Origin of the sequence: Aeromonas sp. s11 (assembly GCF_040907945.1) — a bacterium.
GTDB lineage: Bacteria > Pseudomonadota > Gammaproteobacteria > Enterobacterales > Aeromonadaceae > Aeromonas > Aeromonas veronii.
In genome coordinates, this window is record NZ_JBFOCU010000034.1 from 22,413 (window position 1) to 41,227 (window position 18,815).

20 protein-coding genes are annotated in these 18,815 nt (G+C 56.2%); 18 read left to right on the top strand and 2 right to left on the bottom strand.

Annotated features, from left to right (window positions below):
• Positions 1-2: 2 nt before the first annotated feature.
• The 10 genes from AB5Y84_RS10350 (at position 3) to AB5Y84_RS10395 (ending at position 7,925) form a co-directional block, all read left to right on the top strand.
• Positions 3-398 (top strand): hypothetical protein, encoded by a 396-nt coding sequence (locus AB5Y84_RS10350; protein ID WP_287868634.1) that lies wholly within the window; start codon positions 3-5, stop codon positions 396-398.
• Entirely contained in the window at positions 395-2,443 is a 2,049-nt protein-coding gene (locus AB5Y84_RS10355) for a hypothetical protein (protein ID WP_368176875.1), read from the top strand. Before AB5Y84_RS10350 ends, AB5Y84_RS10355 begins: the two co-directional genes overlap by 4 nt.
• Positions 2,436-2,945: a hypothetical protein gene (locus AB5Y84_RS10360; RefSeq protein ID WP_368176876.1), complete on the top strand. Its 510-nt coding sequence runs from the start codon at positions 2,436-2,438 to the stop codon at positions 2,943-2,945. The genes AB5Y84_RS10355 and AB5Y84_RS10360 overlap by 8 nt, the downstream gene beginning before the upstream one ends.
• 144 nt (positions 2,946-3,089) lie before the next feature.
• Entirely contained in the window at positions 3,090-3,254 is a 165-nt protein-coding gene (locus AB5Y84_RS10365; RefSeq protein ID WP_287868640.1) for a hypothetical protein, read from the top strand.
• Positions 3,255-3,798: 544 nt separating this feature from the next.
• The gene (locus tag AB5Y84_RS10370; RefSeq protein ID WP_368176877.1) at positions 3,799-4,209 is read left to right on the top strand and encodes a hypothetical protein; all 411 of its coding nucleotides are present in this window, start codon (positions 3,799-3,801) and stop codon (positions 4,207-4,209) included.
• A gap of 52 nt (positions 4,210-4,261) precedes the next feature.
• Positions 4,262-5,035 carry a hypothetical protein gene (locus AB5Y84_RS10375; protein ID WP_139441076.1) on the top strand — a complete coding sequence of 258 codons (774 nt, stop codon included), beginning with the start codon at positions 4,262-4,264 and terminating at the stop codon, positions 5,033-5,035.
• Positions 5,036-5,044: 9 nt separating this feature from the next.
• Entirely contained in the window at positions 5,045-5,416 is a 372-nt protein-coding gene (locus tag AB5Y84_RS10380; protein ID WP_368176878.1) for a hypothetical protein, read from the top strand.
• Positions 5,417-6,628 carry a hypothetical protein gene (locus tag AB5Y84_RS10385; protein WP_368176879.1) on the top strand — a complete coding sequence of 404 codons (1,212 nt, stop codon included), beginning with the start codon at positions 5,417-5,419 and terminating at the stop codon, positions 6,626-6,628. It abuts the gene before it with no gap.
• Positions 6,625-7,098 carry a hypothetical protein gene (locus AB5Y84_RS10390; RefSeq protein ID WP_368176880.1) on the top strand — a complete coding sequence of 158 codons (474 nt, stop codon included), beginning with the start codon at positions 6,625-6,627 and terminating at the stop codon, positions 7,096-7,098. The genes AB5Y84_RS10385 and AB5Y84_RS10390 overlap by 4 nt, the downstream gene beginning before the upstream one ends.
• Positions 7,095-7,925 carry a hypothetical protein gene (locus AB5Y84_RS10395; RefSeq protein WP_368176881.1) on the top strand — a complete coding sequence of 277 codons (831 nt, stop codon included), beginning with the start codon at positions 7,095-7,097 and terminating at the stop codon, positions 7,923-7,925. Before AB5Y84_RS10390 ends, AB5Y84_RS10395 begins: the two co-directional genes overlap by 4 nt.
• Before the next feature lie 21 nt (positions 7,926-7,946).
• On the opposite strand, the gene AB5Y84_RS10400 is transcribed toward AB5Y84_RS10395, so the two are convergent.
• Entirely contained in the window at positions 7,947-8,417 is a 471-nt protein-coding gene (locus AB5Y84_RS10400) for a hypothetical protein (protein ID WP_368176882.1), read from the bottom strand.
• A gap of 89 nt (positions 8,418-8,506) precedes the next feature.
• Complete coding sequence (locus tag AB5Y84_RS10405) at positions 8,507-8,950, bottom strand: hypothetical protein (RefSeq protein WP_368176883.1); 444 nt, start codon at positions 8,948-8,950, stop codon at positions 8,507-8,509.
• A 182-nt stretch (positions 8,951-9,132) separates the two neighbouring features.
• Here AB5Y84_RS10405 and AB5Y84_RS10410 point away from each other — a divergent pair, with 182 nt between their 5' ends.
• The 8 genes from AB5Y84_RS10410 to AB5Y84_RS10445 all read left to right on the top strand — a co-directional run bounded on the left by AB5Y84_RS10410 (position 9,133) and on the right by AB5Y84_RS10445 (position 18,807).
• A complete protein-coding gene (locus AB5Y84_RS10410) occupies positions 9,133-9,312 on the top strand; it encodes a hypothetical protein (RefSeq protein ID WP_368176884.1) in 180 nt (59 codons plus the stop codon).
• Between the two features lie 81 nt (positions 9,313-9,393).
• Positions 9,394-10,212 (top strand): phage antirepressor N-terminal domain-containing protein, encoded by an 819-nt coding sequence (locus AB5Y84_RS10415; RefSeq protein WP_368176885.1) that lies wholly within the window; start codon positions 9,394-9,396, stop codon positions 10,210-10,212.
• The gene (locus AB5Y84_RS10420; protein WP_368176886.1) at positions 10,209-10,484 is read left to right on the top strand and encodes a hypothetical protein; all 276 of its coding nucleotides are present in this window, start codon (positions 10,209-10,211) and stop codon (positions 10,482-10,484) included. Before AB5Y84_RS10415 ends, AB5Y84_RS10420 begins: the two co-directional genes overlap by 4 nt.
• A complete protein-coding gene (locus tag AB5Y84_RS10425; RefSeq protein WP_368176887.1) occupies positions 10,481-10,726 on the top strand; it encodes a hypothetical protein in 246 nt (81 codons plus the stop codon). The genes AB5Y84_RS10420 and AB5Y84_RS10425 overlap by 4 nt, the downstream gene beginning before the upstream one ends.
• Positions 10,723-10,854 carry a hypothetical protein gene (locus AB5Y84_RS10430; protein WP_368176888.1) on the top strand — a complete coding sequence of 44 codons (132 nt, stop codon included), beginning with the start codon at positions 10,723-10,725 and terminating at the stop codon, positions 10,852-10,854. The genes AB5Y84_RS10425 and AB5Y84_RS10430 overlap by 4 nt, the downstream gene beginning before the upstream one ends.
• A gap of 105 nt (positions 10,855-10,959) precedes the next feature.
• Positions 10,960-11,790, top strand: a complete 831-nt coding sequence (locus AB5Y84_RS10435; protein WP_139441082.1) for a hypothetical protein — start codon at positions 10,960-10,962, stop codon at positions 11,788-11,790.
• 121 nt (positions 11,791-11,911) lie between these two features.
• Positions 11,912-17,581 carry a PLxRFG domain-containing protein gene (locus AB5Y84_RS10440; RefSeq protein WP_368176889.1) on the top strand — a complete coding sequence of 1,890 codons (5,670 nt, stop codon included), beginning with the start codon at positions 11,912-11,914 and terminating at the stop codon, positions 17,579-17,581.
• 63 nt (positions 17,582-17,644) lie between these two features.
• Positions 17,645-18,807, top strand: a protein-coding gene (locus AB5Y84_RS10445; protein ID WP_368176341.1) for an IS3 family transposase whose coding sequence is annotated in 2 segments (ribosomal slippage) — positions 17,645-17,900 and positions 17,900-18,807 — 1,164 coding nt in all. Because the reading frame shifts where the segments join, the coding sequence is not laid out codon by codon here.
• Positions 18,808-18,815 lie beyond the last annotated feature (8 nt).

The window sequence follows — 18,815 nt, forward strand, 5'->3', positions numbered from 1 at the left end:
CCATGACCTTCCTTGAGCTGTGCAGGCGGTATGCCGCAGAGGTGCACGACCTCGGCGGCCCACCTAAAACGCTGACCGATGGCAGCCCGCGCACCCAGGCTGCAGCAGACGCAATCCGTGAGAGCTGGGAGAAGATCCAGCTATTGCGCAACGATTGGGAGTGGTTGCGTGGTGAAACCCCAACACCAACCCAAACGATGACCGCAGAGGCTGACACGCCGTACATTGAGCCGCAGTATCACATGGCTATCGTCTGGTACGCGGTCGCTCAGAGCGGGTATCGGCAGGCTGCTACCGAGCTCATTGCTATTGGTGAGCGCGAGTGGAATGTCTACTACGGGCTGCTGGTGAAGCGGTATGTGCCTCCACTCTCATTGGTGAATGGAGATGCGTGGTGAAACTTCCAACCCGCAATAGCACATTCATCTCACTGAAAGGTGGGATTGACCTTTCCACCACGCCGCTGGCTAAGGCGCCAGGATTTGCCCTGGCCGCGGTGAACGTCGATGCTCTTGCCAGTGGTGGCTACTCACGAATGCTGGGTTATGACCGCTTTGATGGTCACCCATCGCCGAGCAGAAACCGAAAGTTCATATCGATAGATGTAGGGGATGCGCCAGAGATAACTCACCAACGGTTCGTGGCGATCACATGGCCAGGTGGGCGCGGTGTGTACTTGTCCCGTTCAGGGGCATTCATCAATGCCATTGCGCTTGAAGGCGGTGTAGCGGCAGGCGCGGATCTGGCGATTGATGGCGTTCACTATGTGGCGCGGCAGGCTGGGCGCGAATACAGCAAGACCAAGGCCGACAACATTGCCACCCAGGCGATTGCAGCCGACTGGCGTCGCTCACAGATCAGTGCGGTGCCTGGAGTTGGGCCTATTCGCGGGGTTATCGCTGTGCGCGGCGCTGTGTTTGCCGTGCGTGATATAGACGCCGCAACCGGAGGGCTGTTCAGAGCGACAGAATTAGGCTGGCAGCGGATCACCACCTTTGGCTCGGTATTGGCTGTTGCCAGTGCGGCAAATATACCCAATGGGGATATCACCCTCACCAGAACTGGTGACGGCAAGTCGTTCCGGTGCGTCGCACAGTTGGCGGCAGATGGTAAGAGCGGGGTAGTTATCGCAGCACCCGGCGAGGCCCCGGTCGTTGGTAATGTGCTGACCGCGCCGGGAGGAGGTACCTGCACCGTCTCCAGTGTGACGGCGATCTCTTTTCAGGCTGGCGGCCAATATCAAGCTGCAGTGCACAACTTCTTTGGCGGGGCGGGGCAGCGGGCCGCCTATGTTGTCTCTGGCGTGCAGCGCGCCTTTGAGCTGCGGGAAGATGGGTGGCTTGTCCCACTCCATGCACAGTCAGATGCCGCAAAAGACAAACCGATGGCGATCGCCGTCCATGCCGGGCACCTGTTTCTGGGGTACCCGGGTGGACAGTACCAGCACAGCGCGCCTGGCAATCCCCATACCTGGAGCGCCTTGCTTGGCGCAGAGTCATTTGCCATTGGCGATGAAATCACAGAGATGCTGCCCACCACTGGCGGCGTGCTGGTGATCGCATCGGCGCAGCGGGTGTTTGGCCTTTACGGATCTGGCTCGAAGGATTGGGAGCAGCGGGCACTCTCAGAGTCGGTTGGTATTGCGGCTGGTACTGGTCAGTCGCTGTTTCTCCCGGTTGGTCTCTCCGATCGCGGCCTGGTCAGGCTGGATCGGGTGCAGGAGTTCGGCGATTTCGCACTCAACCAGCTCGACCCTGATCACCACTTCAAGTCGCTGATAGACGGTCTGAACTGGCGGCTATCCACGCAGGTTGCCGAGCTTAACCAGTATCGTTTGTTCAGTGCCGGCAGGACTAATCTGGCGGTGACCATGCTGGCCGACGGCACCCCCATGGCCACCACATTCCAGTATCCCGCGCCGGTGACTGGCGTGTGGCGTTACACGGAGCAGGGTGAGCAGGTGTTCTTCTGTCTCGATGGCCATGACGGCATGGTCTTTACCTGCGATCGGGAATCTCGCTCATTTGATGGCGCGCCGATCACCTGGCGCATTCGCCTTCCGTTTGCTCATGCCGGCTCCCCTGCGGTCAATAAGACCTGGCTGGCCGCTATGGTTGAGCAGACCTCCCCCAACCAAGCCCAAGTGCAGGTGAAATGGTCAACCGATTACATGGTGGATGCCCACTTCACCAGTCAGCGAGTGAGCGCGGTGATCGGTGAGGATGCCTCTACTGCTTGGGATCAGGCGGCAATCTGGAATCAGGCTCAGTGGAACCAGTTTTATTGGAGCGGCAGCTATGGCTACACCCAGTCGCCTATCGAACTGTCTGGCACATCAACCAGTCTATCTCTGATGGTAGGTGGGGCTAGCGCATCAGACCCAAACTTCACCATCACTGGTGTGACGCTGGACTATTTCGCAAGGAGGGTAAGGCGTGGCTAACCCGTATTATGACCGACTAAACCAATATGTCCCCGGCGAGCTGGCTGATGGTCAGGCCGTCGAGGCTGACTTTGGTGCCGTGCAAACCGGCTTCGAGCGAGTCGCCAAGGACATGCAGGAGCGCGTAACCAAGACGACCCTCATCAACGGCAAGATGCTGGATGGGGATATCAACCTGACCCCTGGCGATGTGGGGGCAATGCGCTCACTCAATGGTCAGAAGCCGAACGCTGACGGCGATTTAATTCTCAACCTGCTGCATGGGTCGGATACCGCAGATCGCTATATTAGCGCTGACTACAGCTACGATGCGACTGGCCGAATTTCCGTAGTGACAGCGTTATTCCCTGCCGGGCAGCAAGTATCCACATTCAGTTATGACACTTCGGGTCGCCTGATAGGGTCTGAGTCAACCTACCTTGGACGAAAAACAACCACCTCGTATCACTATAACGAAAGCGGACGACTGACTGGGTCTGTCGCAGTGGAGACCGAGCTATGAATGAGCTGGCACCGATTATTTTTAATGAGGTAAAAGAGGCTCAGAAGGAGCTTTCTTCGCTCGGAGCTCATGTTGTCAATATGAGCTTTCCTACCGAATATCCATGGTCTGTCTTTTTTAGCAGTAGCTCGTGGACTGTGCCAGATGATGGCGAGTACGAGATCATTGTTATCGGTGGCGGGCACCCTGCTGGCGGGTCGTCAGCAGGTCACGGAGCAGGAGGGGGTGGGCCAGCCAGAGGCGATGGTGGCGGAGCAGGTGGGCTATCTATACACCAGTCATTCCCTTTGCAGAAGGGGCAGGGCGTAGTCGTTACTGTAGGGGCGCCAGGAGGTAATTCGACAGTTGTATGCCCTGATGCCTCATTGGATATGATAGCGAATGGGGCAAAATCGCGAACTGGGGGCACTGCTTCTGGAGGCGAACTCAATTTCACTGGCGGGTCAGGTGGGGCTGTTAGTAACCCCTCTACTAGCGAGACTTCAGCTGGTGGTGGTGGAGGCGGGCTATTTACTAGCCACGGAACCCCTGGGAAGGTAGAGTCCGCGAACATCAGAGCCGTTGTGAATCCGGCTCTGTACCTTACGTCTATCGCTGTCGTAGGCGGTGATGGTGGGGATCACGGAGGTGGGCCCGGCGTGGCGAGCGTACTTGCCGCAAGTGGTGCGGCAGGTAGTTATTCTTTGCAGATGGGGGGCAGCTATACAGCGACGATGTACTACGCAATAGGCTCATCCGCCTTCACTTCCTCTCAAGGTAAGCGCGGTGATTCAGGCTGGCTGGCCAGAATTCCTGGTTATTGTGCGGCGGGTGTCAATGGTGCAGGACTTGTAGCAATTCGGAGGGTCAGATAATGGAAATCGAGATTTTGGATAGTTCAGGAGTCGTTGTTAACACGATTCTTGCTGATGCCGGATTTGCTAACAAGTTTCACCCGAATAGATGGCGTGAGAAAGTGCAGCCGGATCCGGAGCCGGAGGTAGAGCCAGAGCCAGAGTCAGAGCCAGCTCCAGAGCCGCTTAGTCTTGATGAGGCAAAAGCGCGTAAAATTTCAGAGATAAAGTTTGAGGCGGGACGCCGCATTACTGCGCTTGACTGGCGCTTGCAGCGGGCGCAGGAGCGTGAGCGGCTCGGGGAGGCAGGAGTTGAAGCGGTGGCTGATGTGCTGGTCTTGCGCGAGCAGATCCGGCAGGCCAGTAACGCTGCTGAACTTGCTGTCTCCACCCTCACTGATGTGAGCGCGGTACAGGCGTTCACCTGGTGACATTCAGTATTCAAGCAAGCCGCCAATAGGCGGCTTTTTTATTGGGGGATACATGGTAGCAACTACCGCAACAACCACGCCCTTTGATGCCAAGGACGTGAACGATCAGGTAAACAAGACCATTAGCCAGGATGGGCTGTTGATGCGCATGGCCAAGGCGAAGGGCGAGCAATATGCGGCCGGTCGCGGCTTGTCGAATTCGTCTATCGGTGCAGAGGCATCTCAGCGGGCGATCGTCGATGCGGCGTTACCTATCGCCAGCCAGAACGCGGGGCAGGCATGGAAGAGTGACGAGAACCGGATTGATCGCAGTCATCAACTGACCATGCAGGGTAATCAGTTTGGCCATGAAAAGGGGATGGCCGAGTTGCAGTACAAAAACAGCCTTGGCTTGCTGGATGCAGAGGGTCAGCAGCGCCTGAAAGAGTTGGGGGTGCAGAGCCAATACCAAAAAGAGCGGGATCAGTTGCTGCACAAAAACAGCCTTGGCTTGCTGGATGCAGAGGGTCAGCAGCGTCTGAAAGAGTTGGACAACCAAAACAAGGCCAGCATGGATCAGCTGGCGCAGCAGGTGGTGGCAAATACCCACGGGATGTACATGAGCACGGTCGATAAGGCAGTCAGCTCCTATAACGACCGCTATGCAGCGGTCATGGCTGACAACACGATGAAGGCCGCCGACAAAGAGAAGCTGGTCAACAACATGAAAACCGAACTCAACTCGACGTTGACCATGTACCAGCAGATGTACTCCAACATCAGCACCATCAAACCAGACTGGACCAAGTTCCCGTCCGCATCACTGCCCGGCGTAAACGTAAAGTAAGGAGGTCACATGTTTGATTTTGGCAGCATCGTATCAGGCGCGATCGACATGGCTGACCAGGCCGTTGATGCAGTGCTTGGCGGGTTAAAGGATGCGGGCGACTGGATGCAGAAAAGCCCTGGCGCTGCAACCCTGCTGGGATCCGCGTTGGTTGCTGGCGGCTCCTATCTGGAGAACCGAGAGGCCCAGAAGAACCAGCGCAATATGCAGCAAGACCTATGGGGAAGGGAGGACCAGTTGCGTCAGGAAAATGGACTGCCGGCCAACCTGACGCCGGTCGAGTACCAGGTATCGACCCCTGGGCTGGCTGGTGATGGCATGGCTACCGGGGGCGTTCTGACCAGTGGCGTGCTGGCCAACATTAAAAAGCAGGGGGCGTAAATGGCAAAGAGCAGCGGAAATAGCGGCGGCAGCAAGGGCGGTAATGGCGGCAGCAAAGGTGGCAGCAGCTCGAGCAAGGGTGCCAACAACAATAACCGCAACGGAAGCAGCCAGGGCGCCAGCGCAGGCAATCGTGGCAGCACCTCCAACTCAAGCAGCAAGGGAGCAGCATCCAGCAAGAGTGGTGGTGCGAACTCGTCGGGTAGCAAGGCCGGCAGCAGTGGCGCAAACCGCTCAACGGGCAGCATGAGCGAGGCTGCGCAGCGCGGAGCATACAGTGCTGGGCGAGCAGCCGCACAAGCCATGGCGAGCGGAAACGCCAAAGCGAGCGGTGGCAACTTGTCATCCAACGGCAACCAAGGCGGCAAGGGTGGCATTGCCAGTCGAGTTTCTTCTATTAACCAGACCTTGAGCAGTTACGGCGCAGCTCCCAGCACGCCAAACCACAACATCAGCTCTATCGGCGGCCCGTCGATGTATGGCATGCACGATGGTTCGCTTGGTGGAAAGGTCAAGGGCGCTCTTGGTATGGGGCCGTCTACCAATTTCAACGAAACCATCAAAACTGACAACGTGAATGGGGTGATTGGCAACCTCCAGCGCAAGGCGCAAAACGGCACTTTAACCGCACGCGACAAGGCCAATATTGCCGACGCATCAGGGGCATTTAACAAGCAGGCGGGCGCCAATATTTTCGGTGGCGCGATATTGGGAGGAGCTGGCAAGGCGGTTGCGGGGCTGGTCGGTGATGTCGGCAATACCGACTCCTACTTCTCTGGCATCGGCCGAGATGCTGCACGTGGTGATTTTGATAGCGAACGGCTCACTGGGCAGAGAGGGCAATCCCTCGGGTCAGAAGGGGGGTTAGACTCGACTCTTAAAGCCGCCATGGGATTTCTGTCTGGTGTGGTACCAGGGGCAAGTCAATTGGTTTCTGGTGTGGCGAGCGGCTTGACCCAGCCAGCGTCAGGCTTTGGCGCTGCACTCAACGACCTTAATGTGCAGGCTGGCAATGCCGTCAGCCAAGCGGGCGCCAGCCACAGCAATGGTAATGGTGGAAGCAATGGAGAGGTGGACTCAGCCCCTCCGCGTTATTCCTTGCCGAGCAATAGCGACCTCGATAAGAACATGGCTGGCGATTTTAATTTCAGCCCCAGCCGGTTTGATGTAACCCCCGGTATCCGGGCTCAGTATGCATGGGATGGTGAGTGATGGGATTGATTCAGAATCTGCAGGGCCAGCAGCCGCAGCAGCAAGCTGGCAATGATGACGCGATGCACGCCAGTATGATGGAGATGCTTGGCGCCACTCTGCTTGGCGATGGTGGGCAGGCCGTTGCCGGTCGCCTGCAGGCTGGCGAGGACAAGATCCAGGGGGTCGCCGATGCGGTGGCAGGGGGTATTTTCACCATTCTCAAGCAGGCCAAGGAGGCTGGCCGCAGCGTGCCGGCGCAGCAGATTGTCAAGGCGGTGTATGCCGGCTGCCGTGAAATGCTGGCATCCGGCAAGATTGGTGATCCAGACAGCAAGATTGACGCCCTGTTTCGCGCCATGGACAAACTCAAGGAGATGGACGCCGAGAATGATGTGATTGACGACCAGATCCTGGCAGAAGCCAGCCAGATACTGCAGGCCATCGTGCAGAAGATGGATGAAGCCGAACAGCAAGGGGGTGCAGCATGAGCCTGCTCGCAGCATTGGCCAAAGGGTTTGGGGCAGGTACCATCAACAACGCACAAGCCGGGTTTGCCGAGCAGCAGCGCCAGCGGGAAGCTGCGCAACGTAAGGAGGAGATGACCACTGAGCTGACTGCGGCAGAGACTCGGCTTCAGAAGAATATTGATGCTGGCAAAGCTGACACCGAAACTCGCCTTGCGGCGCAGTCCAGTGAGAACGCCAAGCAGCGGGAGCATGATCTGGCTATGTTTCAAAAGCAGTTGGCATCAGCGGCCGCAACAGCGAACGCCAACGCCGACGCCAGATACCGTGAAACCAATGCTAAAAACGCCATTGGCAGACTGTCCGCTATCGCCAAGCAGAAGTCAGATATTATGGCGATGCCGGATGACAAGATTAGCCCGGAGCAGCGCGATCAGGCGATCGCCATGCACGATATGATGGGGTACATGATCGCCTCGGATCCCAACGTGCAACAGCTGGTTTCTGAGTATGGCGGCGCGGGTGAGTTGCAGTACTGGCTATCGCTTGGCCCAGGGGCCGACACCAATGGCGATGGCAGCAATTCAGGAACTGGCGCAGCCGCCCCAGAAGCTTTGCGGAGAGTGCCAGAGCCTACCGCACCAATGCGCAGAACTTTTGGTGATGCACGGGACGGAGTAAACACCAAGGCGAGCGCGGCGTTTTCAAATGAGAATCTAAACGGAGTGCTGGGTGAAGCGGAACGGCGGGCCAAGATCAATGCCGAGTTGCAGAAGCGAGCCCAAGCATATCAGGATGGGGCATTATCATCCAACCCATCCATATCATCGTTTGCAGCCATGCAGAAATAACAAAGCCCGCCGAGCGGCGGGCTATTTATATTTTGCGCAGGTTGATTTGCTTATCGGGCCAGATTCAACATCAAACCCGTCAACCGTGGTAAGCAATACTTTTGCGGTGACGCCTGCATCTATACCGGAGTATATTGATTTAGTGGTGCATGCTAGGTTGACTAATTCCTCAGAAATCAACCTTGGATTAATTTGAAATCGGGTGTTTGACTTCATAATGAATCTCATGGTCATAAGGCCGTTATCTGTGATGCTGCTTGATGTCATAAATACATCATTGCCATAGTCTATGGGTGCCTTGCTATTAATATCTGATACTCCATGCCGCAGGCTTTCAATAATGTTTTTATTCAGCTTGGCGTCTCGCTCATAACTTTCCCTGCGCTCCTTTTGGGCCTTCAAAAAGTACTCGTAGGTGGGCTCCGTATTTGCACTACACGGTGTTGTAAAGGTAATCAAAAGAAGCAGAGTTATTGGAAAGACTTTGTTCATCAAGGTTATCCCTTTCTTGGATCAATCCAGAGCCAACCCACAGTTGAGCACAAGGATATTGAAGAGAGCATCGCTAAGCATTGGTTGTTTTATAAGACAACAAAGTACGGCTTTACCGCTCGACTTAGACGGTGCTGCTCGACATGCTCTAGCAGGCTGTCCCACTCTTCCTGCAAGGTTGAGTACAGCAACTGGCCATTACTGTTCCAGAGGTCTGGTGATGCTTTGATGGTTTCCCAGATCCTTAGTTCATCATAATCAAGGAGATCTGGCCGTGCCTGGGCAAGATTAGCCAAACGGACCGACTCGTCGGTTGACCATAACCTATCAATCACCTCTAAAAAGCTTTCTCCGTGCTCAATATCGAAGATGGCTTCAGCGCCGGCGCGCTCAACCGCCCACTCAATCACTCCGGTAATCGTCCGCTTTTGATGTCTAGCCATCAGATCAATCAGGTACTTAGATCGCGGATCTAGCCTGAGGGAAAGGTTAACGCTAGTAGTGTTCTTCTTTGATTTTTTCTCGATAGCCATAACTGGTCCTAATGTGCCGATTGGGATAGTAATCAGCATTTTTCAATGGCTACAAGTATTTACCATGCAGCGCAGGAGAGTCAAAGCGCTTCGTTTCACATATGGTATTGAAAAATCATTGCATGCACTAATTTGTTGGATTATCTTCATCATGTCGAAACAACAGACAAGAGAGGGAGAGGATGGCAAGCGAGAAGAAAAAACCAATACAGATACGCATGACCTCAGCGATGATCGCGGAGTATAGCGAGAGTGCGGACCAGCATTTCAGGACTCTGGCAGCAGAGGTGATGTACAGGCTGGCGGTACTGGATGCGCTGGTAAAGCGGGGAGAGGTAAACCTGAATGAGTTCAAGTTCTAGTAGAAAGAGTTCGGCCAAAGCGGTTGCAGCCGCCAAGGCCGAGGAATGTAAACCCACCACGCAAATGATTGGAGTTACCTTATGACTATACAACAACAGTATCAGCAAACCAAAGTTATTGGCAGGGCCGCGAATCAGTCAATGCTCGTGCCGTTCCATGGCAGCAACCTCTATCTGGTAGATCACCAAGGCGAACCCTATGTTCCAATGAAACCGGTGGTTGAGGGGATGGGGCTGGACTGGAAAACCCAGCACCGCAAAATGACAGCAAAGTTCAAAGGTATGGTCGAAATGACCATACCTTCAGCCGGTGGCAATCAGACAATGACTTGCCTTCCACTCCGCAAGCTTCCGGCCTGGCTCTACTCGGTTCAGCCGGGCAAGGTCTCCCCCGAGATCCGCGAGAAGGTGGTTGCCTATCAGGAAGAGTGTGACGAGGTGCTCTGGCAATACTGGACAACCGGTAAGGCTGATCGCCAATCTGTCAAGAAGGCCGCCAAGTCCTATCTGCCTGAATACCGTCAGGCGAGGGCGATCAAAATGACGGCGGATGCCATTACTGTGGCACTGTCGGTCATGCCCAACCTGAGTCAGGAGGCAAAACAAACCGCGATGGCGACGGCAGTCAATACGGTGGTTGGTGATAACATCCTTCCTCTGCCAGTGTTGACTGAGCGTTATTACAGTGCATCCGAGGTGGGCGAGCGGTTTGGGATCAGCGCCAATAAGGTTGGTCGTATCGCCAACGAGCACAACCTGAAAACTGAGCGATACGGAAAGTTCTTTCTGGATAAATCCCGCAGCTCGACCAAGCAGGTAGAGACCTTTCGCTATAACGAAGCTGGGGCAGAGGCGGTTGGTGTCATCATTACTGCGCTGGAAGTTGGAGGCGCAGCATGAGCGACAACAAGGTTGTTCCGATCCATGCTTTACAGGATCCAGCTGGTGAAGACCTCGAGTGGACAGATCTGCAATGGGCCGTTTGGTATCTTGCCGAGGTTGAGGAGATTATCGGCGGCATCAAGGTATGCGACGACAACAGCGATGGATTGAAAGATATCGCAATGGAGCGAGCTGGAATGGCATACATTTACGCCTGCGACATGCTTGCTGAGTTAAAGCAGGAGCACCCACTTGTCAACTCGCACCCGGCGCCGGGAGGTCTGCAATGAGCGACAATGTCGTGCAGTTCCCAACTCGGCGTGAGTCAACCGATCCGGTGCTTGGCTATCTTCAGGAGATAGAAGGTTTACTTGAGGACGCTCAACAGCTGACGCAAAAGGGTGTTGTCTCCACCATGGATGATCAGGGTGAAGGCGCTGTAGCAATGGCGCACAGCAAAATCACTGACGCCCTCATCTTTGTAGAGTGCTGGATCAGTGAGGAGAAACACCGTCTGGGGGTGAGCCAATGAGCGCCGCCCAACTGATGGTGGAGCTGGCCGCCTTGCTGGATGAGCTGGAAGGTGTCGATATGACTCGCGTTGAGCGGGCCAAGATAACGGCGCGGATAGAGCGCATGATGCCTGAACAGGCAGAGTAATAACGGTGGGGCTTCGGCCCCATTTTTGTTTAAAGTGCAACTGGGGTCACTTTGTGGTTTTCGCTCGGCACCGTAAAATCTTCTGATTTTACTAGGGAGAGCGACGTGGCAATTGAATTGATGGAAGTACCCGTTACTTATGACGGCAGAATGGCTGATGAGCACAAGATAGATCTGTACGCTCTTGGCGGGTCTTTGCAGGGCATTGCCAGAGTGCTTGCCGTGTCTTCACATTTTGTTGTAACTGGTGAATATGCCAAGCAATTCGGCTCGCAAGGGGTGAGGGTTTACGCCTCAGAACCAAGAGCGAAGTGTTTTGAACTTTCGGCTATCATTGAGTTTGCGCAACAGCAGCAACTCTTTAGTGGCTTTGGTGGCGCCTTGTTCGGTGGTATTGTTGCGTTTGTTGTCGCGAAAGCGAGTGGTAATAGGGAAGAGATGAAACTACTTAGTCAGCGACTTGAGCAAGCGATTCGAGAGCTTGGCAACCGCGACCAGCAAGTTATCGATCGTATGATGACCACCATCGAGAAGATGGCGGATTCGCTACGCCCGTCAGTTCGTAACGCAGTTGAGCCGGTAGGGCAGGAGTGTGACACGCTCACGATTGGCAAGAAGACAGATCCTTACAAAACCACCATTGATAAGGCAACCAGAGACGCCATCTGGTCGGAAGGCGATGTCACGCTGACCGAGTTGCGTGACTGGGAAGTGGTATTCACCGAGCTGGATAAAGAATCTAAAACCGGCAAGGTGCGCCTTGTTGGTGATGAGAGTAATGCCCGCATAAAAGCTGACGTCAGTGATCCGGCATTTTTGATGCCCGACAATAAATACTTGGCTAGCTACGCCCATAACCAAGTGATCACCATCAAGGCAAAGGCGATGTTAAAAGATGGCGATCTTGATCGATTTTATGTCAGCGATGCGGTGTAGGTAGCTAGTTAGTTGGTAGCGCCGCGCTTGCCATTTAAGCGGTAGTGGCACAAAATTTCCCCATCATGGCCGGACCCTTAACAGGGGCCCGGCTTTTTTATTGCCTACGGAGAACGAACTGATGGCCAGTAAGCCCACTTATGATGATTTCCTGAGAGCGCAAACGGCTCGCCGTATGGCGTTTGAACAATCACGCAAGCCAGAAGAGCAGCCTGATGAGCAGGGGATCATCATGGACGGCATAGACATGTTCCAGCGCGGCCTTGGCCAGACGCTGGGCGGTGATCTTGAAACGGTTGGGCAGATCGCCGACTCGCAGGGGCTCAAGGATGCCGGGCGCGGGGTGAGTGCGTGGGCTGATGGCCAGCTGCAAGAGGTGTCTACCCCGATGCGGGAGGCGATGGGCAAGCAGTTCTTCCAGGAGAATACGGAGACCGGCGCCATTGAGGCTGGCGATGCGTGGGCCGATCCCCGCGCGTGGGCGGGCAACTTCGCTACCGTACTGGGGCAGTTCACCGGGCTGGTAGGCGGCACCAAGGGGGCTGGCGTGCTGGCAAAACCGGTGCTGCGTGGCGCTGGCAAGCTGCTGGCCAAGGATCTGGTGGAGGGGCAGGCGCGCGAACTGGTGGCCAAAGCCACGGTGAAGGATGCCATTCAGGCTGGGGCGCTCGACTCTGTGCGGGCTGCGTATCTTGCCGCGCCCAGCGAGGCAGCCAAGCGTGCTGTGCTGGATAAAGCGATCGGCCGCCTGACCTCTATCGGCTATGGTGCCCATGCCGGGGCGATGGCATCAGGGATGCGGGCCCAGCAGGCAGAGCAGGAGGCTCGTGGGTTCCTCAATGGCCTTGGCAATGATGAGCTCAACGCCAACCCCATTTATCAGCAGGCGTACTGGGAGCTGGCTGATGGTGATATGCAGGGGGCAAGTGTTGGCGATATCCGCCGCGCAGCGATAGACAGCATTGCCGAGAAGGCGGCCACCGATGCGTGGTCTGATCCCCGTGCGCTGTCGGCTGATTTCCTCTCCGGGATGCTGACCGGTGCCGGTGGCGGCGTGGGCGGCGTGCTGGGCAAGGTTGGCACCACACGCGCTGGCGCTGCTGCTCGAGGCTTTGTCGGTGAGGGTGCTACCGAAGCATGGCAGGGGGGCGAAACCCAGCGAGCCGTTAACCAGGCGGTGCAGGAGTGGGCTGATGAGACCCGCGACCCGATGGCTGGCGTGCTCTCCTCCGCGCTGAACGAAGGCACCCTTGGTGGTGCATTCGGTGGTGTGGTTGGCGGCGTGCGTGGGCCGGAGGCGCAGGCAGCCAGCAAGCCGGTAGTGCGGGTTGAGCGCCGGGTGGTGACCGGTGATGAGCAGATGGACGATATGATCCACGGCCTGGATCAGCGTCAGGCTGAGCGCGGGGCCAGCATCGACAGCCAGATCGAAAGCATGTTTGCCGGTGAAAATAACCCGCTAGGGTCTGGCAAGTTCGACCCTATCCGTGATGTGCCAGCCTATGAGCGGCAAGGGTTCGTGCGTGGCAGCCATGATTTCAAAGGGCGTCCCATCATTCCACTGGAAGGGGAGTTGATGGATCCAGGTACCGGCGTGGCAACCAATGCCACGGAGCAAGATGCTGGGGTGGTTGAGCGTCCGTCGCAATCTGCCGGCATGGCGCCTGCGATTGAAGATCTGAGCCTCAGTGGCGAGCTTATGAGTGATGGTTCTTTGCCTCCACCGCAAGGTGGCCTGCTGCCAGGCGCCACCATTGATGGCGTGGCAAGCGAGGTAGGCACTGAGCTACCTGCACCAACTGCAGCTCAAATTGGACAGGAACAACCTACCGCAACACCAACCCAATACAACAGCCTGCGCCTGACCCGCCGTGGCCTGCCTTTCTCCAGCGAGAAAGAGGCGGCACTGGCCAGTCGTCAGGATGAAACGCCGGTCCCCCTCGATGGCGGCGGTTTCGGTATCGCCAAGATCGCTGATATCACCCAACCACAAGCAGAGGTTTCCAATGAGCAGGCTCCCCAGGCACTTGCAGTCGGCAGTGAAGGACAAGGCGATCAGCTTGTCACAGGCGAACCAGTTGCAGCGGGCGCTGAACCAGCCATTGCCGGACTCACCGACCGAGCTGGACCCGGAGATCAGACAGACAACGCTGCTGCTCCACCTGTACCTGATGGACAGCAGCAAGATGACCAAACACTGACAGCCCCGGCCACTGATGCCGGGGTTGCTGTTTCTGAGGTGGCGCAACCTGAACCGGTAGCGCCTGAGACTGCCGTCGCGCCGACGCCGTGGGCGGAAGCCATCGATAACCCGGATGGCACCATCACCCTGAAAGGCGAGGTGCCGCTGATCAAGCAGTGGGCCAAGGATAGCGGCGTGAAGGCGATCCCGGGCAAGGGAGGCATGGTGGTCGCCAAGTCGTCCGCAGCCAAGGTGCGGGAGTATGTCGCGCCTGCCGCCAGCGAGCCGGTGCAGCAGATTGAGGCTGATGCCGTGCCAGCCAGCAACGTGCGCTTGTCCCAGCAGCGGAAGGGATTATCTGTTGAGGACGCAGGGAAGGTGGTTGACGATTTCCTGAGGGATTACAATGGCAACATTCCGGTTGAGCCATTTATCAGGGAGAAGGCCAGTGAAATCTACGGACCCAGCGTTGAAGGAACAGAGTTCGCCAGAACAACAAAAGGTGCATACCACCCAAGCGCTGGACTTGTCACCATCATATCCGGAAATGCCGGAGACAACGGGAGCTCCTTACTTTCCTCCTCCGCATCCATTCGAGACATACCTGTTCGGAAACCTGAAAGCACTGGCGCAGGGGTATCTACTGGTGCCGTGGGGGAGCAGAAAGGTGAGCAGGGAGGTTCGAGAGGAGGCAAGTCGTCGCGAGAACACGCGACTGGAAGAGTTGGAAAAGGAGAAGGCGGAGCGAGAGAGGCGCAAACTGGAAGAGTTGGCGCTAAAGAGGACCTCATCAAGACTCTGCGCCATGAGCTCTTGGGTCACTACGGTACTGACACGTTTACGCCTGAAAATAAGCGCTCCCTTCTCCAGAAGCTAATTGATGCGAAACAACAGCCGTGGCTAGCCAAAGAATGGAGTGCCGCGAACAAAGGTTATAAGCACCTTGATGAAATGGGCAAAGCGGAGGAAGTCTTTGCCAGCATCGCAGAGAAAGAGCTGCCGCCCCGCACCATTCAGACCTGGAATGACATCAAGACCGAATTCGCTCGTCTGCTGCGTAAAGCAGGTTTGGTGAAAGGCCCCATCAAAGAGCATGAGCTGGACAGCCTTATCAGGGCGGTTGGCAAAGGTATTCGCAACGGAGAGCGCACCAAGCAGAACATTCGTGGCGATCAGGAGGTGATCGGCAAACAAGCCGATGAGCCAGCCAAAGACGACAAGCCTGAACGCATTATCAGCTTTTCCAAGCAAGCTATGGCACAGGGCGAGAAGCCAGCCAAGCACCTGACCCGTAAAGAGGCGGAGCTGGTCACCAAGGAGTGGTTCAAGCAGTACCGCGGCGCCAGCGGCATTGATGTGCAGATCCACGCCACCCAGGCTGATCTGGAGCAGGCGCTTGGTCTGGCAGCCAAAGACGGCCTGATCCGCCGCGCCGCGTTCGATGATGACAACGGCACTCTGCATGTGGCCGCCGATACCATTGCCAACCCCAAGCGGATGCGCGAGATCCTGCGCCATGAGGTGCTGGCCCACTACGGGCTGGCCAATGTGCTGGGCGATGGCGAGTACACCAAGTTGATCAGCCGCCTAATCAAATCCAGGAATGACCCGAGCATGAAGGCGGTGTGGGACTGGGTAGACACCCACTACGCTGACGAGGAGCTGGGGGTGCAGGCCGAGGAGGTGGTTGCCCACCTTGCCGAGCTGGAGCAGAGTGCCTGGCGCCGAGGCTGGGATCAGGTGGTGGCATGGGTTACCAAGGCGCTGCGCACTGTCGGCTTTGTTCCTGGTGGCATTACCGCCGCCGAAACCAGGGGGCTTATTGAGGGGCTGGGCAAGAAGATGAAGCGCGGCGGCCCTGACAATGGCGGCCCGGATGGTGGTCAGAAGTTCAGTCAGGAGGATGGACGTACCAGCCAATATAAAAACCCGCTCGGTACGACCCAAGGGCTCCAATTGCCCAAGCGTGGTTCACCAGAACGGGTTTCTGATTCAAATGTACTCACCAAGGATGATATCCGCAAGGGCGGGCTCAAGATGAGCCAATCCAATACCGCAGCCGACGACTCTAAAACTCTTGAGCAATCCATCAAGCAAAAGGCGGTCTACCAAGCCGGAGCTGCTCTTAGCTCAGTAAAAAACTGGCTCAAGCAGGGGCGGCCGTTGATGCTTGGCACCTTGACCGACCTGCAGATTGACCAAGTTTACCGATATATCACGGGCGGGGCTGTATCCCAGTACCAGCGCTTGCGCACCCAGATGGAGGCTGATCGCAACGACATTCTGCTGGATGCAGAAACCCGGATAGACCCTCTGTGGGATGCACTTGGCAAGCAGGAAAAGGCTGATCTTTCCAACCTGATGCACGACGCGACAATGGCCCGCTTGCACCCGGACAAGTCACTTGATGAGAACAGTTACTATCAGGAGGCAAAACAGAAGCTGGAGCGGGCCAAGAAGCCTGAGACCCGTGCCGCCTATGAAGCGGAGTTGCGTACCATAGAGCTGAATCATTCAGCGCTGGCCAAACAGTACAATGCGTTACCAGCTAATGCCAAGGCGCTATATGGCACCATGCTCGACACCTATACCAAGCAATGGGAATCTCTGCGCGGAGCGATAGAGCAACGACTGGAAGACTTGCTTGGCGTCAGCGAAGGGCGTGCTATGGCTGCTGGGATGCGTCAGAAGATGGAACACGCCCTGCAGCATGGTCCTTACTTTCCGCTGACCCGCTACGGCGATTACGTGATCAAGGCTAGTAAGGGAGACGAGTACGTACGTGAGCACTTCGAGCGCCGTGCAGACGCTGAGCAGGCAGTCAAGCAGTACCAGAGAGATGGTTACAACGCGGTAATGACGGTGAAAGAGGAGGGCAGTGGTGACAGCGCAAATGCTAACCAGCTGGGCATGGAGATGCTGAACTTCCTCGATAACGCAGACGGAGTGAGCAAGACAGCCCTGAAAGACGAGATCTGGCAGGCTATGCTGCGTATGATGCCGGATGCCTCCTACGCCAAGCATGCAATTCACCGTCGCCGGGTGAAGGGGGCCAGCCGCGATGCGCACCGGGCATACCTCAACAGCGTTTACCACTATGCCCGGCATGTATCAAAGATCCGCTATGGCCACAAGATGCAGGGGGAGCTGGACAAGCTAAGCGAGCAGATCAGAGCTGGTGTAGCCGGCGAGCCAAGCAGCCTCAAGCCGGATGATTTGGAGATCGCGCAACAGGTGCTTAATGAGATGAACAAGCGCCACGATCTAAACATGAACCCCACCGGGAAAGCGTGGGCAGGAGCCGCTGGTAACATAGGTTTCCTTTACTACATCGGCCCATCGCTGGCCTCTGCTGTTGTTAACATGACCCAGAACTTCACCGTAATGCTGCCGCAGCTTGGCGCCAAGTACGGCTTTGCCAAGTCTGCTTCCGCTATGACTGAGGCGCTGAGGGATTACTGGAGGCACGGCAAGTTTAAGGCTGGCACCACAGAAGCCTGGCGTTCACTGACCCGCTCTACCACGTTACCAGCTGATGAACGGGCCATGCTTGAGCGACTATACAGGTCTGGCGTGCTGGATCTTACCCAGGCACACAGCATTGTGTAGTGGTCTAATCATCCCGGACACCATTTTAGGTGGTACAGTCGCCACCATGACCTGAGGTGTTCAATGACAAGATTACGTCGCTCATTTACTGCCGAATTCAAACTCGAAGCCGCATCCCTGGTGCTCGACCAAGGATATTCTGTCCCTGAAGCCAGCCGTTCACTGGATGTCGGTGAAACAGTGCTCCGTCGCTGGGTTCTGCAGCTGCAATCCGAACGAACTGGCACAACCCCAATCAGCAAAGCACTGACTCCAGAGCAGCAGAAAATTCAGGAGCTGGAAGCCCGTATCAACCGGCTCGAACGTGAAAAGGACATTCTAAAAAAGGCTACTGCTCTCTTGATGGCGGACGAGTTCACACATACGCGCTGATAGACCGATTAAGGGAGCAAGCCCCCATCACTTTGGTCTGCTGCGCCTTCGATGTTCCCACCTCCTGTTTTTACGATTATCTGGCTCGCAGGCGGACGATTAACCGTGAACGTATGCAACAGCGCTGTGAGTTGCGCCGGTTGTTCAAAGAGAGCAGGAGCTCTGCAGGCAGCCGCGCCTTGATGTCGATGATGCGAGAGTTGGGGTATCAGATTGGCCGATTCAAAGTACGTAACCTGATGAAGGAAGCCGGTCTGGTATCCAAGCAACCGGGCGCTCATCGCTATCAGGTGGCACAGTCTGAACGACCGGACATACCCAATCTGCTGGCCCGCGAATTTGATGTCCAGCAACCCAATCAGGTGTGGTGTGGCGATATCACCTACGTCTGGGCCGGTGGTTGCTGGCATTACCTGGCAGCGGTGCTTGACCTGCACACTCGGCGGGTCGTGGGCTGGGCGATGTCTGATAAACCTGATGCAGAATTGGCAATCAAAGCCCTGGAGATGGCCTATCAGCAGCGGGGTTGCCCATCTGGTGTGCTATTTCACTCTGACCAGGGCAGCCAATATGGCAGTAGGGCATTTCGGCAACGAGTGTGGCGCTATCGCATGACCCAGAGCATGAGTCGGCGTGGCAACTGCTGGGATAACGCCCCGATGGAACGGTTGTTCAGAAGCCTGAAGTCAGAGTGGCTCCCGGCTATGGGATATATGAGCTTGCGGGAAGCAAAGCGGGATATCAGTTATTACCTGATGGATTACTACAACTGGCGGCGTCCACATCAACACAATGACGGGATACCGCCAGCAAAAGCCGAAGAACGGCCTAACCAAGTGTCCGGATTTAGTTGACCACTACA

Excerpts from the sequence above, each read along its gene's own strand:
- AB5Y84_RS10415 (WP_368176885.1), top strand. The coding sequence starts at position 9,394 with ATGACTATACAACAACAGTATCAGCAAACCAAAGTTATTGGCAGGGCC.
- AB5Y84_RS10430 (WP_368176888.1), top strand. The coding sequence starts at position 10,723 with ATGAGCGCCGCCCAACTGATGGTGGAGCTGGCCGCCTTGCTGGATGAG.
- AB5Y84_RS10400 (WP_368176882.1), bottom strand. The coding sequence starts at position 8,417 with ATGAACAAAGTCTTTCCAATAACTCTGCTTCTTTTGATTACCTTTACA.
- AB5Y84_RS10405 (WP_368176883.1), bottom strand. The coding sequence starts at position 8,950 with ATGGCTATCGAGAAAAAATCAAAGAAGAACACTACTAGCGTTAACCTT.
- AB5Y84_RS10365 (WP_287868640.1), top strand. The coding sequence starts at position 3,090 with ATGATGGCGAGTACGAGATCATTGTTATCGGTGGCGGGCACCCTGCTG.
- AB5Y84_RS10410 (WP_368176884.1), top strand. The coding sequence starts at position 9,133 with ATGGCAAGCGAGAAGAAAAAACCAATACAGATACGCATGACCTCAGCG.
- AB5Y84_RS10420 (WP_368176886.1), top strand. The coding sequence starts at position 10,209 with ATGAGCGACAACAAGGTTGTTCCGATCCATGCTTTACAGGATCCAGCT.
- AB5Y84_RS10425 (WP_368176887.1), top strand. The coding sequence starts at position 10,481 with ATGAGCGACAATGTCGTGCAGTTCCCAACTCGGCGTGAGTCAACCGAT.
- AB5Y84_RS10380 (WP_368176878.1), top strand. The coding sequence starts at position 5,045 with ATGTTTGATTTTGGCAGCATCGTATCAGGCGCGATCGACATGGCTGAC.
- AB5Y84_RS10350 (WP_287868634.1), top strand. The coding sequence starts at position 3 with ATGACCTTCCTTGAGCTGTGCAGGCGGTATGCCGCAGAGGTGCACGAC.
- AB5Y84_RS10395 (WP_368176881.1), top strand. The coding sequence starts at position 7,095 with ATGAGCCTGCTCGCAGCATTGGCCAAAGGGTTTGGGGCAGGTACCATC.
- AB5Y84_RS10375 (WP_139441076.1), top strand. The coding sequence starts at position 4,262 with ATGGTAGCAACTACCGCAACAACCACGCCCTTTGATGCCAAGGACGTG.
- AB5Y84_RS10385 (WP_368176879.1), top strand. The coding sequence starts at position 5,417 with ATGGCAAAGAGCAGCGGAAATAGCGGCGGCAGCAAGGGCGGTAATGGC.
- AB5Y84_RS10370 (WP_368176877.1), top strand. The coding sequence starts at position 3,799 with ATGGAAATCGAGATTTTGGATAGTTCAGGAGTCGTTGTTAACACGATT.
- AB5Y84_RS10440 (WP_368176889.1), top strand. The coding sequence starts at position 11,912 with ATGGCCAGTAAGCCCACTTATGATGATTTCCTGAGAGCGCAAACGGCT.